Raw genomic sequence first — 16,135 nt, forward strand, 5'->3', positions numbered from 1 at the left:
TTTTTATATCATCATAGAAACCAAATTATATATATTTTTTTTTAATTCGGTTCTAGGAGAAATTAGATCTATAAATCCATGATCCATTAAAAATTCTGCTGTTTGAAATCCTTTAGGGAGATCTTTTCCTATTATTTCCCGGATGACTCTAGGTCCGGCAAATCCAATAAGAGATCCTGGTTCAGCTATATTTATATCTCCAAGAAGAGAGTAAGAAGCGGTCACACCTCCCGTAGTTGGATCCGTTAAAACAGAAATATAAGGAATTCTAGCATCCCGTAATTGTGTTAATCTAGCTATGGTTTTAGCCATTTGCATTAATGAAAAAGAGGATTCCATTATTCTTGCTCCCCCAGATTTAGAAATTAATATATATGGATATTTTTTATCGATACAATATTTTATCGCTCTAGATATTTTTTCTCCTACTACGGAGCCCATGGATCCTCCTATAAATGAAAAATCCATACAAGATATCACAACATTTATAGTTTTAATTTTTCCAACTCCTGTTCTAATCGCATCATATAAATTTGTTTTTTTTCGTGCTTCTTGGATTCTATCTGTGTACTTTTTATAATCTTCCCATTTCATAGGATCTTTGCTTCTCATTTTTACATTCATTTCTAAAAATTCACCATGATCAAAAAGAATTTCAAAATATTCTTTACTATGAATTCTTACATGATATCCATCTTCTGGACTAACATAAGCGTTTTTTTTTAATTCTTCCGTATCTATAATTTTTCCGCTAGGAGTTTTGTACCAAATTCCTTTTGGGAAATCTTTTCTTTCGTTTATAGATGTTAAAATATTCTTTTTTTTTCTTAAAAACCAAGCCATGGTTGTTTTTATAAAGTATTAATATTATTCATGAATTCAAAATATTTTTTTAAAATTATTTTAAAAGATTTTTCACCTTCTCTTAACCATACTCTGGGATCATAATATTTTTTATTAGGAATATGTTCTCCTTTTGGATTTCCTATTTGTTTTTTTAAATATTCCTTATTTTTATTCATATAATTTTTTACCCCACAAGTGAAAGCATATTGTAAATCAGTATCTACGTTCATTTTCACTACTCCATAACTAATCGCTTTCTGTATTTCTTCTTTTGTTGAACCTGATCCACCATGAAAAACGAAAGAAACTGGTTTTTTAGCATGAGTATGAAATTTTTTTTGGATATATTCTTGTGAACTTTTTAAAATATCAGGTCTAAGGACCACATTTCCAGGTTTATAAACTCCATGTACATTTCCAAATGAAGCTGCTATAATAAAATTATCACTTATTTTCATTAATTTATCATAGGCATAAGCAACCTCTTCTGGTTGAGTATAAAGTTTATTATTTTCTATATTGGAATTATCTATTCCATCCTCTTCTCCTCCTGTGACACCAAGTTCTATTTCAAGAGTCATTTGACTTTTATTCATTCTATCAAAATATCGCTCACAAATATTAATATTATCTTTTAAAGATTCCTGAGAAAGATCTAACATATGTGAACTAAACAATGTTTTTCCAAAACGTTTATAATATTTCTCATTGGCTTCTATCAATCCATCTATCCATGGAAGAAAAGATTTAGAACAATGATCTGTATGAAGAATAACTGTTGTTTGATAGTATGAAGCCAATTCATGAATATGCATAGCACAAGCTATAGCACCTTGAATTGCGGCTGTTTCTTTGTTATTACTTAATCCTTTTCCAGCATTAAAAATAGCTCCTCCATTAGATAATTGAATAATAACAGGAGAATTTACTTCTGCAGCGGTTTCCATAACAGCATTTATAGTATTAGATCCGATAACGTTTACAGCTGGGATGGAAAATACGTTTTCTTTAGCGTATTCGAATATTTCTTTCACAAGATTACCAGTAGCTACTCCAAAAGGAAATTTTTTAAACATGTATTTAAAATTTTTTTTTTAATTTAAAAGGATTAACAAATGTAAAAAAAAGTATTTTTTATATCCTATTTAATAATTATTATTTCTTAATAGATAGATAAAAATCAATACGATAAAAATATATGAAAAAATTTTTTAATTAAGTTAATAAAATTCAATATGCTAGTTTCTCCATATACATTAAAAATATACAATGCTTCAGCAGGTTCTGGAAAAACTACTTTTTTAGTCATCAATTATCTTTATGTTTTATTAAACAGTCCTTATCCTGATGAATTTAAAAGAGTTTTAGCTTTAACTTTTACTAAGAAAGCTTCTGAAGAAATGAAAGATCGTATTTTACAATGCATCAAAGAATTTTCAAATAAAAAAATTAAAGAAGAATATCGTTTTTTGTTTGATTGTATAACAAAAAATTTAAGTTTAACAAAACATCAATTGTATCAACGTTCTGAAAAAATATTATTTTCCATATTGCACGATTTTTATTCTTTTTCAAGAAATATAAGTACGATAGATAAATTTACTTATAATATTATAAGATCTTTTTTCTCAGAAAGAGAAGTAAATCTAGAAATGGATACAGATCAGTTTTTATTTAAAATTGTAGAAAATATATTATATAGATTAAAAAATTCTGAAAAATGGTCAAATATTTTGATACAATCATCTTTAGAAAAACTAAGAAAAGGAAAAAATTGGGATTTAAGAAAAGAGTTATTTAAAATAGCTCATATAATTGTTGAAGAAAATAATTATTTTCCCATAAAAAAAATTAAAAATTATTCTTTAAAAGATTTCGTTCAGTTAAAAAACATTTTAATTCAAAGAACGAAAATATTCGAAAAAAAATGTAAAAAAAAAGGAGAAAATTTTTTTAAATTTTTGGAAAAAACTTCTATTCGAAAACATTCATTCATTCATTTAGATTTACCTAGATTTTTCCAAAAATTTAAAAATGAAAACATATTTTTTAATCCTTTTAATGAACGCCTTGAAAAATATATTCAAAAAGGAATATTCTATTCTAAATTTTTTTCTGATGACAATCAAAAAATACTAATAGAAAAAAATAAAAAAAAAATACTTCTTTTCTATGAAAAAACAAAATCTATATATAAAAAAAATATATCAAATTATCTTTTGGATAAACTTTTTTTAAAAAACATAAGCATGTTATCAATTATACATGAAGTTGAAAAAGAGTTTCATGATATGAAAAATAAAAAAAAAATTATCTTAAATGTAGAATTAAATAAAATTCTTTATGAAAGAATTATTCAAGGAACATTTCCAAATGTATATGAAAAAATAGGGATGCAATATAAACATTATTTCATAGATGAATTTCAAGATATTTCATTTTTACAATGGCAAAATATTAAAATATTAGTTGAAAATGCATTATCAGAAAATGGATCAGCTATGATAGTAGGAGATCCTAAACAATCTATATATAGATGGAGAGGGGGGGATGCAAAACAATTTATAAAATTAATTAATTCTAAATCAATTTTTTATGAAAAAAAAATAAAAACAATAGAACAAAATTTTCGTAGTTATGAAGAAATCGTAAAATTTAATAATTTACTTTATCAATCTATATCTAAAACATTCAATTCTACTATTTATCAAGATATATATAAAAATTACAAACAAAAAATAAATAAAAAATCTGGAGGGTATGTGGAAATAAATTTTATTCATGATTTTAATAAAAATTATAAAGAACATATTTACTCGAATATAAAAAATAAAATAAAAAAGTTATTGAAACAAAAATATGCATTATCAGATATTGCTATTTTAGTCAGAAACAATAAAGAAGGTAATTTTTTGTCTGAAAAACTAGTGGAAGATGGTATGATTGTAAATACTTCTGTTTCTTTATTAATAAAAAATAATTTGGAAATACAAATTATCATAAATTTTTTTTCTATCATTGCTTATCCTCATTGTTATCAAAAAAGAGTTCTTTTGATTTTTTTATTATTAGAAAAAAAATTCATTTGTACTAAAAAAAATAATCATGATTTCATTACGAAAATACTTTTTCTGCCTTTGGATTTATTCTTAAAAAAAATTTTGTTTAAAAATTCATTAACATTAAATAAATTGTATAATAAATCGATATACAACATATCGGAAAAAATTATTGAATCTTTTGGTTTATTAAATCAAAAAAACTCTACATATATCTATTCCTTTTTGGATTTCGTTTATAGATCAATGAAAAAAGTAGGAAATTCTATTATAGATTTTTTAGATTATTGGGAATTAAAAAAAGAAAAAGAAAGTATTGTGATATCTGATCACATCAATGCTCTTCGTATTATGACTATTCATAAATCTAAAGGGTTGCAATTTCCTGTGGTACTTATTCCTTTCACAGATTGGAATATTTTTTCTAAAAAAAAAGAAGAAGTATGGATAGATGTAAATCCTCATTTATATAATGGATTAAATACTATTTATATAGAAATAGAAACCTATTTCAAACACATGAAACATGATGATAATATCCGTAATTTTTATGAGTATTATCTATCAAACATTAAATTTGATAACATAAATTTGTTATATGTAGCTACTACTCGTTCTATTGAACAACTAATTTTATTTTCCAGGCTCGGAAATGATAAATCTGTATCATTTTACATTAAAAATTTTCTATGTGAAAAAAAAATGTGGAACGAAAAAAAATGTAAGTATATTTTTGGAAAAGAAAAAAAAAATACTTAATTCATTTTACATGTTTTTCCGCATGATAAGAAGATCTAACTAATGGACCACTTTCTACATATTTAAATCCCATTTTTAATCCAATTTTTTTCAATTCTTTGAATTGTTCTGGAAAAACAAAAAAACGAACAGGATAATGCTTAAAAGAAGGTTGTAAATATTGTCCCATAGTTAAAATATCTACTTTAGATTTTTTAATATCTTTCATAGTTTCTATTATTTCTTCTTTTGTTTCTCCTAATCCTAACATGATTCCTGTTTTTGTCCGTATGTTTTTATTTTTTTCTTTTATATATTGTAAAACTTCAAGACTACGATCATATTTAGCTTGAATACGAACTTTTTTTGTTAATCTAGCTACTGTTTCCACATTATGAGAAATAACTTCTGGCTTAATATCAATTATTTTATCTATTATTTTTTTTTCTCCTTTAAAATCGGGAATTAAAGCTTCTATTGTAATATTTGGATTAAAATGTCGTATTTTTTGTATGGTTTGAATCCATATATAAGCCCCCATGTCCTGTAAATCATCTCGATTGACAGAAGTTAATACAGCATGTTTTATTTTTAATATTTTTATAGACTTTGCTACTTTTTCTGGTTCTTTCCAATCTATTTTATCAGGACGTCCTGTTTTCACTCCACAAAATCGACAAGATCTTGTACAAATGTTTCCCAATATCATGAAAGTAGCCACACCTTTATCCCAGCATTCTCCTATATTGGGACAACTGCCACTCTGACAAATTGTATTTAGTTTGTGCAAAGAAACTAATTTTTGCAATTCATGATAATTTTTACTCATTGGTAATTTTACTTTGATCCATTTTGGTTTTTTTTGTATAAGATTCATATCTTTTTTTTTTATTATTTTATTATTATACTATAATAAATATAAAAATCAATTTTTTTTGATAAATTTGTTAGGATGAGTGTTTTTTTTTATTTATATGGAAGTGTTTGTTAGAGATATAGCTAATATATTAGAAAATATAGCTCCTATAGAATATGCTGCTTCTTATGATAATGTTGGACTAATAGTGGGATCATTTCATAAAAAAGTAAAAAATGTACTGATTACTTTAGATCTTACTGAAAAAGTTTTTGATGAATCTATTCAAAAAAAATGTGATTTGATAATTTCTTTTCATCCTGTCATTTTTAAATCTATTAAAAGTATAACTGGAAAAACATTTTCAGAAAGAGTCATAATTCATGCGTTAAAAAATGATATATCTATTTACGTTATTCATACAAACTTAGATATGATATGGGAAGGACCTTCTTCTTATATATCTAAATTATTACGAATAAATAGAGAAAAAGTTCTTTTTCCCAAAAAAGAAACTATAAAAAAACTAATTACTTATGTTCCAGTAGATTATGCAGAAAAAGTTAGAAATGCTTTATTTGAAGCAGGGGCTGGAAATATTTCTAATTACAGTCACTGTAGTTATAATTTTGATGGATTTGGAAGTTACATGGGGAATAAAAAAACTAAACCTTTTTTTGGAAAAAAAGAAATTTTTCATATAGAAAAAGAAACTTGTATTAGTGTTCTTTTCCCTGACTATAAATTGAACATAATAAAAAATGCTTTATTTAAAAACCATCCTTATGAAGAAGTTGCTTACGAAATTTATAATATTGAAAATACAAATCCTTATATAGGAATAGGTTTTATAGGAAATCTTATGGAAAAGATGAATGAATATGATTTTCTTCTTTTTATAAAAAAAAAGATGAATGTTCCTTGTATTCGACATTCTAATTTTACAGAAAAAAAAATTCAAAAAGTAGCTATGATTACAGGTTCAGGACGTTTCGGAATAGAGACAGCTATAGAAGAAAAAGCTGATGTTTTTATCTCCTCTGATTTGAAATATCATGATTTTTTTAAATACGAAAAAAAAATATTAATTGTAGATATAGGACATTATGAATCTGAAAACTTTACTAAAAGTTTACTGAAATCTTTTTTAGATCAAAATTTTACTTCTATTTCCATTTGTGAATCAAAAATTCATACTAATCCAGTTAAATATTTTTATTAATTATGGTACATAAAATACAAGAAGCAGTCACTGTAATAGATAAATTGAGAGTATTATACAATCTTCAATTAATAGATTCTCGTATAGATGAAATACGAAAGTTTCGTGGTAATATACCTATGGAAATAAAAAGTCTAGAAGAAGAAATAGACCAAATGAAAAAAAAATTAGAAAATCTTAATGAAGATATTCTTTATATAAAAGAAAATATAAATAAACAAAATAAAAATATTAAATCTTCAGATATTTTAATTAAAAAATATGAAAAACAAAAAGATCATATTAAAAATCATAAAGAATTATATTCTCTAGATAAAGAGATTGATTACCAAAAATTAGAAATTCAATTAGCTAAAAAAAAAATTAAGGAATTAAATGTTCAGATTGATAAAAGGGAAGAAATTTTTAAAAAAAAAGAATATTTATTAAAAAATAAAGAGGAGCACTTTTTTCATAAAAAAAAAGAATTGAATAAGATTCTTTTAGAAAATGATAAAGAAGAAAAAATATTATTAGAACAATCTTTATGTTTTTCTAAAAAGGTAGAGAATGGTTTATTGAAAACTTATCTAAGAATCAGAAATGGAGTCAAAAATGGAGTAGCTGTAGCCCCAGTACAAAGAGGTGCTCCATTGGGGTCTTATCTAGCAATTACACCTCAAAAATATTCTGAATTGATACAACGTAATAAACTTTTAATAGACGAACATAGTGGCAGAATATTAATAGATGCGGAATTGGCTGAGGAAGAAAAAAAGAAATCTTTTGTTTTTTGTTATAAAAAAAAATTATAGGATCATGGTACGAACTTATTCTTCTAGTAAAATTAAAATTAAAATTAAAGATTTTGAATTGTTAGAAGTTTCTTCAGGAAAGAGGAAATTTTTAAGAGATTATTTTTCAAATAAAGCAACTGTAATAATGTTTATTTGTAATCACTGTCCATACGTGAAACATATTAATACGGAATTAATTCATTTAGCTAATGATTTCCTGTCAAAGGGAATTTCATTTTTAGCAATTAATTCTAATGATGCAAAAAAGTATTCAGAGGACTCTCCAGAAAATATGAAAAAAGTACATTATCAGTTAGGTTATCCTTTTCCTTATTTTTTTGATGAGACACAGGAAGTTGCTAAATATTATTGTGCAAAATGTACTCCTGAATTCTTTATATTTTCAGGAAAAGGGAACTTATGTTATCATGGTCAATTAGATGACTCTAGACCTGGAAATAACATTCCTGTTACAGGTTTTGATGTGAGAAATATATTGCAAAATATTTTAAAAGGAAAAAAAATATATCCAATAGTAAAACTAAGCTACGGATGTAATATCAAATGGAAACCATAAGGTTTTTATAATAGTTTGGGATAATGTTTAAAAAATATTCTATAGATTCAGATAAACTTTTTTCTGATGTTCCTCCTGCTGCATTTTTGTGTCCTCCCCCTCCAAAATGTTTTCTAGCAAACATATTTACATCAAAATTTCCTTTTGAACGAAATGAAATTTTGATAGGAAATGTTTCTTTTTCTTCAAAAAAGAAAACGGAAAAAACAACATTTTTAATTCCCAATCCATAAGTAATAATCCCTTCTGTATCACCTTTTTCATATGAATAATAATTGAGATCCGAAGCTTTTATACTTGTATAAGCTGTACGATATTTTTTAATGATTTTGAATTTTTTCAGTGCTTTAGATAACAATTTTAACCTGTTTTCATTGTATTTTTCTTGTAAATGATCATAAATGAAATCTATATCAATTCCTTTATCTATTAATTTTCCGGCAATAAAATGAGTTTCTGAAGTTACAGAAGGAAACCGAAAAAAACCTGTATCAGTCATTAATCCTACATATAAACATGTAGCTATTTCTTTATCTATTTTATCTAAATGATTCATATAAGATATGAATCGAAAGACTAAAATACTAGTAGCTGCTACTGTAGGATCTGAAAACATAAAATCAAAACAAAATGGAAAAGGATGATGATCAATTAATATTTTTTTTGCTTTTGAACATAAAAAAAAATCTCTAATATTATTAATTCTTGATAAATTATTAAAATCTATAAAAAAAACATAATCTGAGTTGACAATTTTTTTTTTAACTAAAGATTGTGTATGTTCAGAAAATACAATAATATCTTCAGTTCCAGGAAGCCATTTAAAAAATGGAGAATATTCTGTTGGAGAGATTAAATCCACATCATGTTTTAATTTTCTAAGATAAAATAAAAGTGCTAAAGAAGATCCTAATGCATCTCCATCCGGATTATTATGAGGCAATAGTACGATCTTTTTTTTATTAATTCCATTTATGTTTATATTAGAAAACAACATATATTATTTTTTTTTCAAACCCAACTCTTCTCCTTTTTTTAACATCATAAAATAAGCAGAATTAAAATTATTAGATATTTTTCCTTCCAAAATAGAATCTTTAACAAAATTTTTTATAATTCCTATTTTTTTACATGGATCAATATGAAAGGCTTTCATTATATCATTTCCTGATATAGGGGATTTCCAGTTTTGGATTTTATCTTTTTTTTCTAATTTTCTAATTCTTTCCATAAGAAGATAAATATTTTTTTTATATTGATTCTTCTTCTCCATATTATTAGTCGTAATATCAGCGATACATAATTTCATTAAATCTTCTAGATCGTTTCCTATATCAAATAATAATCTACGTATAGCAGAATCGCTAGTATTATTTCCTATTAACGCAATAGGTCTATAACTATACTGAATCATTTTTTGAACATATTTCATTGAAGAACCTTTTGTAAGTTTTAAACGTTGGAATATATTTGTAACCATCTTAGATCCTACAAATTCGTGAGCGTGAAAAGACCATCCTATTCTTGGAAAAAATTTTTTAGTATAAGTTTTTCCTATATCATGAAGTAATGCTACCCATCTTAACCAAAGAGAACTATTTTTTTCTTTACTGATATTGTCTACTACTTGCAAAGTATGATAAAAATTATCTTTGTGTTTATATCCATTTTTTTCTTCTATTCCTTTTAACGAAACTAATTCCGGTAATATCATTGATAACAATCCAGATTTATATAATAAAAACAATCCTATAGAAGGCTTTTCAGATAGCAGAATTTTGTTAAATTCTTCTACAATTCTTTCTGTAGAAACAATATTTATTCTATTCTTATTCTTTTGAATTGATTGAAATGAATATTCTTCAATCATAAATTGTAATTGGGTCGCAAATCGTATAGCTCGTATCATTCGTAGTGGATCATCAGAATAAGTAATATTTGGATCTAATGGAGTTCTTAATATTTTTTTTTTCAAATCTGATAATCCTCCAAATGGATCTATCAATTCTCCATAATTGTTACGGTTTAAACTAATAGCTAAAGCATTGATTGTAAAATCTCTTCTTTTTTGATCATCTTGCAATGATCCCAACTCTATAACAGGTTTTCTACTGGAAAAATGGTAAGACTCTTTTCTTGATCCTACAAATTCTATTTTTTGATTATCGTATTCTAACATAGCTGTACCAAAACGTTTAAATACTCTTATTTTAGGATAAGGAATAATATATTTAGAAACCTCTTCAGCTAACCTTATTCCTTCTCCTATAGTTAAAATATCTAAATCTTTATATTTCATTTTTCCTAACAAAAAATCTCGAACATAACCTCCTATGACGTAGCTATTTTGTCTTATTTTTTGAGCAGAAAGACTTACAATACGAAATATTTTTTTATGAACAGCTGATGATAAATTCATGTCCGTTTACATACGTAATATTTTTATCTTATTGTATACAACTTTTATAATAGAAGAACTACTATAGTTTGCTTTTTCTTCTCTACGAAAATTTACAACATAATCTGTTTTATTTAAAATATAAGGACTAATTTCTGAAAAAGATTTAGGAGTTACAAATCCCGACAAATTAGCAGAGGTAGAAATAATGGGTCTATCCAAATTTTTAATTAAACAAGTGCAAAATGGATCATATGTTAAACGTACCGCTAAAGTATTATCTTGTCTAAAAAAATTAGATGCTATTTTTTTAGTATTTTCATATACTATAGTAATAGGCTTATCTTTTTTAACAAGATTATTAAGAATTATTTTTTTAGTAAAAAGAGAAATTTTTCCTACTAATTGATGCAACCGATCCATACTTTCTACTAAAAGAATCATAGATTTAGAAATATCTCTATTTTTGATTTCACATATTTTTTTTATAGCTTGTATATTAAATGCATCACATCCCAATCCCCATACAGTATCTGTAGGATACAATAAATTTTTTCCTTTTTTTAATATATCTACACTTTTTTCTATTTCTACGTAAAAAGACATTTAAATTTCTAAATTATGAGTTCTCAACGCATCATTTAAAGATATTTTTTTATCTGTACTTTCTTTCCTTTTTCCTATAATCATAGCACATGGAACATGATATATACCTGAAGGGAATTTTTTTGGATAAGATCCAGGTATCACTACTGAATATTTAGGAATTACACCCTTTGTTTCAATAGGTTTTTCATTAGTTACATCAAAAATTTTAGTAGAGGCTGTGATAACGACATTTGCCCCTAAAACAGCTCCTCTTTTTATCAAAACTCCTTCCACTAAAATACATCTAGATCCAATAAAAACATTATCTTCAATAATAACAGGATGAGCTTGTAAAGGTTCTAAAACACCCCCAATTCCCACTCCTCCACTTACATGAACGTCACTTCCAATTTGAGCGCAACTTCCCACTGTTGCCCATGTATCTATCATCGTATTTTTTCCTATATATGCACCTATATTGACATAAGAAGGCATGAGAATAACTCCAGGTGATATATACGAGCCATAACGTGCTATAGCATGGGGAACCACACGAACTCCTTTTTCCTTAAATTTATTCTTGACAGGAATTTTATCATAAAATTCTAATGCCCCTACTTCTACTGTATTCATATTTTGAACCGAAAAATACATAATAATAGCTCTTTTAACCCATTCATTGACTACCCATTTTCCATTTAAATAATTTGATACTCTGATTGAACCATTTTCCAAATGGGAAAGAACCTGAAGAACTACATTTTTTATATTTACATCAGTACTCCATAAATTTTTCTCATTCCAAGCTTGATCTATTTCTAATTTTAGTCTATTCACTTTTTTTTATATATATATATATTGATTGATAAAAAACAAAACAAAAGTAGTAAAAATAAAATAAGATAACAAGTATACATTTTACAATGGCAAAAATATTAGGGATAGATTATGGAAAAATTATTACTGGTTTATCTATAACAGATGAAAAAAAAATATTTGCATTTGGGCTAAATGCTATTCCAACTAAAAATTTAATGAATTTTTTAGAATATTTTTTAGTTCATGAGAAAATAGAAGAAATTGTTGTAGGATTGCCAAAAAAATTGAATAATCAAAAAGAAATTTTAATAGAAACAGAAATTCAGAAATTTATAAATAAATTTCATGTAAAATATCCTAAAATCATTATAGAAAGATTAGATGAACGTTTTACATCTAAAATAGCTTTTTCTACTATGATAGAATTGGGTTTAAAAAGAAAAAAAAGAAGAAAAAAAGTAATTTTAAATCAAATTAGTGCCACTATAATTTTACAGTCTTATCTTACAAAAAAAAAGAATTCATATTCATGATATTACCTATAGTTCTTTATGGAAATCCTATTTTGAGAAAAAAATGTTTGGACATAGATTTTTCTTCTTATAAAAAAAGAAAGGAAATCAATCAATTGATTCAAGATATGTTTGAAACTATACATAAAGTAAAAGGTATAGGATTGGCCGCTCCACAAATTGGAAAGAATATTCGACTTTTTATAGTCGAAACTCCTTATTTAAAGGGAAAAAATATTATAAATTATAAGGAAGTTTTTATTAATGCTAAAATATTAAAAGTACATGGAAAAGAGTGTAAATTTAATGAAGGGTGTCTTAGTTTTCCTGGAATTATGGGGTATATCAAAAGAAAATCTAATGTAAGAATTGAATATTATAATCAAAATTGGGAACAAAAAAAAACAACCTTAACAGGTATATGTGCAAGAGTAATTTTGCATGAATATGATCATATTGAAGGAAAACTTTTTATAGATTATTTTTCTTATAATAAGAAGAAAATAATAGAAAAAAAATTTCTGAATTTATCATAAAAAAATTCATTGTGAATAAACGTCATCTACCATTTTTTTGAAAACATTAGGATCATTCATAGATATATATGAAAGAATCTTTCTATTCATTTTAATTTTTCTTTTGGATAATTTACTCATAAATTCAGAATAGGATTTTCCATACTGACGAACCCCAGCATTGATCCGTTGAATCCAAAGAGATCTGAAATTTCTTTTTTTTCTTTTTCTTCCTGAAAAAGCATAAACAAAAGACTTTTCTACAGCATTTTTAGCAACTGTATAAACTCTACTCCTGGCACCATAAAACCCTTTGGCTAATTTAAGTATTTTTTTACGTTTTCGTCTAGAGGAAACGGCATTTGTAGATCTAGGCATAATTTTCTAAAATTGAATTTTTATGTTTTTTTGGTCTGATTTTTTCAGTAAAGTGAATAGAGAAAGATTACGTTTTTTTTTTTTAGATTTTTTAGTTAATAGATGCCTTTTGAAGGCATGTTTTCTTTTGATATATCCATTCGCTGTTTTTTTAAATCTTTTTTTAGATCCTGATTTCGTTTTTAATTTAGGCATAATAACGTTAAAATTTTTTTGGAGCTAATATCATATACATTCTCTTTCCTTCCATTACCGGCATTTGCTCTACTTTTCCGAATTCCTCAATTTCTTCTGCAAACTTTAATAATTTAATTTTTCCTTGATCTTTGTATACTATAGAACGTCCTTTAAAAAAAACAAATACTTTCACTTTATCTCCACGCATTAAAAATTTCTCTGCACTTTTAATTTTCACTTTTCCATCATGATCTCCAATTTGAGGACCAAATCTAATTTCTTTGGTATTTACTTTAATTTGTTTTGCTTTAAATTGTTTTTTTCTTTTTTTTTGTTCATATAAAAACTTTTTGTAATCCAGTATTTTACACACTGGAGGAGTTAATTTAGGATTAATTTCAACCAAATCTAGTTCTCTTTCTCTAGAAAATTGAAGAGCTTTTTCTATAGAATAAATTCCATTTTCTATGGAAGAGTCACCGACTAAACGAACTTTTTGAGTATTGATAATACTTTCATTGATACGATGTTTTTCTTTTTTTTGCGGTAATGGTCGGTGCATTCTATTCTTTTTATTACCTCTTGAAAATTTCTTTTTTATATTAAAATAGTTTTATAGTTTTTAAATTTGTTTCATTAAAAATAGATTCTATTCCATTGGAAATAGAAAATATTCCTATGTGTCCTAACCCATGACGTCGTAATGACATCATCTCATTTTTTTCCTCTTTTTTTCCCAAAATTATCATATAAGGAATCTTATTTTCTTCAGAATCCCTAATTTTTTTATTAATTTTCTCATTTCTATTATCAATAAATACACGAATATTGTAATTCAACATTAAATTTAAAATTTTTTTTGCATAAACTACATATTTATCACTTATAGGAAGTATGACTACTTGATCAGGAACCAACCATAATGGAAGATTTCCTTCCGTATGTTCTATCATAATGGCGATAATACGTTCTAATGAACCAAAAGGCGCTCTATGTATCATTACTGGACGACATTTTTTGTTATTTCTTCCTTTATAATATAAATCAAATCTTTCAGGCAAATTATAATCTACTTGGATCGTTCCAAGTTGCCAACTTCTTCCTATAGTATCTTTAATAAGAAAATCTAATTTTGGGCCATAAAAAGCGGCATCCCCATAATTCACAGAAGCTTCTATATTTTCTTCTTTTACTACTTGTAGTATCGCTTTCTCAGCTTTTTCCCAATTTGTTTCTGATCCTATATAATCATCTATTTTTTTAGGGTCTCTAAGAGAGATTCTAACTGTATATGTAAAAAAACCTAGAGAACGAAAAACATAAACAACTAAATTAATTACTTTTTTAAATTCTTCTAACAATTGATCATAAGTACAAAAAATATGAGCATCATCTTGAGTAAAACATCTAACTCTAGTTAATCCATGAAGTTCTCCGCTTTGTTCATAACGATATACTGTTCCAAACTCTGCAAAACGTTTAGGAAGATCACGATAGGACCATTCTTGAGAACGATAAATCTCACAATGATGAGGACAATTCATAGGTTTTAAAAGAAACTCTTCTTCTTTACGAGGAGTGTGAATAGGTTTAAAATTATTTTTTCCATATTTGCTCCAATGACCACTCCTAACATACAATTTTTTATGACCAATATGTGGAGAGATGACCATCTCGTATCCTGATTTTCTTTGAACATCAGTTAAAAATTCTTCTAAATTCTTTCTTAAAATTGTTCCTCTGGGCAACCATAAAGGCAATCCAGTTCCTACTCGATCAGAAAAAACAAAAAATTTTAGTTTTTTCCCTATATTTCTATGATCTCTATTTTTATTAATTTTATTAGAGTCTTCTTTTAAAATAGGAACTAACTTATCTTTATCCATAAAAATAAGTTACAAATTTTTTTATTTTTATAATGTTTATAATGATAAAAATAAATATAATGTTGCTGCTATTATACTTCCTACTATAGGACCAAATATTGGAATCAAAGCATAATCCCAATTACTTTTTCCTTTTCCCGGAATAGGAATGATAGAATATATGATTCTTGGGCCTAGGTCACGAGCAGGATTTAGAGCCGCACCTGTAGCTCCTCCTAAAGATAAAACAATTCCTAACACTACCAAAGCGGAAGGAAGTGCCCCTAAGGATCCCAATCCTATTGGATACTTTCCCTCTTTAAAAAAAAGAGTTCCTTCTGTAGAAAGATATAAAGAAATGAATATAAAAATAAAAGTAGCTAATACTTCACTTAAAAAATTAGAAAATAAATTTTTTATAGAAGGAATCGTCACAAAAACAGATAATTTTTCTTGTTTTTCTTGAGTTTCAAAAAAATGATCCTTGTATAAAAACCATACAAATAAAGAACCTAACATTGCTCCAATGAATTGAGAAAAAATATAAAAGGGAACCATTTTCCAACTAAATTTTCCAATTATGGCAAAACTTATTGTAACACATGGATTTAAATGAGCTCCACTATAAGGAGCAGCCACTGTTATTCCCATAAAAACAGCTAATGCCCATCCTATAGTGATAGTCAACCATTCTCCACTTTTGCTATGACCTTTAGTTTTTGATAAAATAACATTTGCTCCCACTCCATTTCCTAAAAATACTAAAATCATTGTTCCTATGATTTCTGCATATATTTTTGTCATTATAT

At 25.8% G+C, this 16,135-nt stretch carries 18 protein-coding genes; 6 read left to right on the forward strand and 12 right to left on the reverse strand.

Features of this window, described 5'->3' with window-relative positions; all coding sequences use genetic code 11:
* Positions 1-3: 3 nt before the first annotated feature.
* On the reverse strand, positions 4-843 hold the full coding sequence (accD, locus tag H0H73_RS00815; RefSeq protein ID WP_185852285.1) for an acetyl-CoA carboxylase, carboxyltransferase subunit beta: 840 nt from the start codon (positions 841-843) through the stop codon (positions 4-6).
* Between the two features lie 8 nt (positions 844-851).
* The gene (gene fbaA / locus H0H73_RS00820; RefSeq protein ID WP_185852286.1) at positions 852-1,922 is read right to left on the reverse strand and encodes a class II fructose-bisphosphate aldolase; all 1,071 of its coding nucleotides are present in this window, start codon (positions 1,920-1,922) and stop codon (positions 852-854) included.
* Between the two features lie 159 nt (positions 1,923-2,081).
* Between fbaA and H0H73_RS00825 the strand changes: the two genes are divergently transcribed.
* Positions 2,082-4,664, forward strand: coding sequence for a UvrD-helicase domain-containing protein (locus H0H73_RS00825; RefSeq protein WP_185852287.1), 2,583 nt, complete (start codon positions 2,082-2,084; stop codon positions 4,662-4,664).
* Position 4,665: 1 nt separating this feature from the next.
* Here H0H73_RS00825 and lipA read toward each other — a convergent pair whose 3' ends face one another.
* Positions 4,666-5,520, reverse strand: a complete 855-nt coding sequence (lipA, locus tag H0H73_RS00830; RefSeq protein WP_185852288.1) for a lipoyl synthase — start codon at positions 5,518-5,520, stop codon at positions 4,666-4,668.
* Between the two features lie 97 nt (positions 5,521-5,617).
* Between lipA and H0H73_RS00835 the strand changes: the two genes are divergently transcribed.
* The 3 genes from H0H73_RS00835 to H0H73_RS00845 are packed head-to-tail and all read left to right on the forward strand — an operon-like array spanning position 5,618 to position 8,074.
* On the forward strand, positions 5,618-6,721 hold the full coding sequence (locus H0H73_RS00835; RefSeq protein WP_185852289.1) for a Nif3-like dinuclear metal center hexameric protein: 1,104 nt from the start codon (positions 5,618-5,620) through the stop codon (positions 6,719-6,721).
* A gap of 2 nt (positions 6,722-6,723) precedes the next feature.
* Positions 6,724-7,515, forward strand: a complete 792-nt coding sequence (locus tag H0H73_RS00840) for a zinc ribbon domain-containing protein (RefSeq protein WP_185852290.1) — start codon at positions 6,724-6,726, stop codon at positions 7,513-7,515.
* Between the two features lie 4 nt (positions 7,516-7,519).
* A complete protein-coding gene (locus tag H0H73_RS00845; protein WP_185852291.1) occupies positions 7,520-8,074 on the forward strand; it encodes a thioredoxin family protein in 555 nt (184 codons plus the stop codon).
* Here the strand turns inward: H0H73_RS00845 and H0H73_RS00850 are convergent.
* The 4 genes from H0H73_RS00850 to H0H73_RS00865 are packed head-to-tail and all read right to left on the reverse strand — an operon-like array spanning position 8,058 to position 11,897.
* Positions 8,058-9,071, reverse strand: coding sequence for a DHH family phosphoesterase (locus H0H73_RS00850; RefSeq protein ID WP_185852292.1), 1,014 nt, complete (start codon positions 9,069-9,071; stop codon positions 8,058-8,060). The two genes, H0H73_RS00845 and H0H73_RS00850, sit on opposite strands and share 17 nt — an antisense overlap.
* 3 nt (positions 9,072-9,074) lie before the next feature.
* Positions 9,075-10,493, reverse strand: coding sequence for a CCA tRNA nucleotidyltransferase (locus H0H73_RS00855; protein ID WP_185852293.1), 1,419 nt, complete (start codon positions 10,491-10,493; stop codon positions 9,075-9,077).
* Between the two features lie 6 nt (positions 10,494-10,499).
* Positions 10,500-11,078: an L-threonylcarbamoyladenylate synthase gene (locus H0H73_RS00860; protein ID WP_185852294.1), complete on the reverse strand. Its 579-nt coding sequence runs from the start codon at positions 11,076-11,078 to the stop codon at positions 10,500-10,502.
* On the reverse strand, positions 11,079-11,897 hold the full coding sequence (locus H0H73_RS00865) for a 2,3,4,5-tetrahydropyridine-2,6-dicarboxylate N-succinyltransferase (protein ID WP_185852295.1): 819 nt from the start codon (positions 11,895-11,897) through the stop codon (positions 11,079-11,081).
* An 86-nt stretch (positions 11,898-11,983) separates the two neighbouring features.
* On the opposite strand from H0H73_RS00865, the gene ruvX reads away from it, so the two are divergent.
* Entirely contained in the window at positions 11,984-12,412 is a 429-nt protein-coding gene (gene ruvX, locus H0H73_RS00870; protein WP_185852296.1) for a Holliday junction resolvase RuvX, read from the forward strand.
* Complete coding sequence (gene def, locus H0H73_RS00875; RefSeq protein ID WP_185852297.1) at positions 12,409-12,927, forward strand: peptide deformylase; 519 nt, start codon at positions 12,409-12,411, stop codon at positions 12,925-12,927. Before ruvX ends, def begins: the two co-directional genes overlap by 4 nt.
* A gap of 6 nt (positions 12,928-12,933) precedes the next feature.
* Here def and rplT read toward each other — a convergent pair whose 3' ends face one another.
* From rplT to H0H73_RS00900, 5 genes are read right to left on the reverse strand one after another with little or no spacing between them, the layout of a single operon-like run.
* A complete protein-coding gene (rplT, locus tag H0H73_RS00880; protein ID WP_185852298.1) occupies positions 12,934-13,284 on the reverse strand; it encodes a 50S ribosomal protein L20 in 351 nt (116 codons plus the stop codon).
* A 6-nt stretch (positions 13,285-13,290) separates the two neighbouring features.
* Positions 13,291-13,479, reverse strand: a complete 189-nt coding sequence (gene rpmI, locus H0H73_RS00885; protein ID WP_185852299.1) for a 50S ribosomal protein L35 — start codon at positions 13,477-13,479, stop codon at positions 13,291-13,293.
* Positions 13,480-13,486: 7 nt separating this feature from the next.
* Positions 13,487-14,023: a translation initiation factor IF-3 gene (gene infC, locus H0H73_RS00890; RefSeq protein WP_185852300.1), complete on the reverse strand. Its 537-nt coding sequence runs from the start codon at positions 14,021-14,023 to the stop codon at positions 13,487-13,489.
* A gap of 40 nt (positions 14,024-14,063) precedes the next feature.
* Entirely contained in the window at positions 14,064-15,347 is a 1,284-nt protein-coding gene (thrS, locus tag H0H73_RS00895; RefSeq protein WP_185852301.1) for a threonine--tRNA ligase, read from the reverse strand.
* A 36-nt stretch (positions 15,348-15,383) separates the two neighbouring features.
* Complete coding sequence (locus H0H73_RS00900; RefSeq protein WP_185852302.1) at positions 15,384-16,130, reverse strand: MIP/aquaporin family protein; 747 nt, start codon at positions 16,128-16,130, stop codon at positions 15,384-15,386.
* Between the last annotated feature and the right edge of the window lie 5 nt (positions 16,131-16,135).

This window comes from Blattabacterium cuenoti, from assembly GCF_014251335.1.
GTDB lineage: Bacteria > Bacteroidota > Bacteroidia > Flavobacteriales > Blattabacteriaceae > Blattabacterium > Blattabacterium cuenoti_G.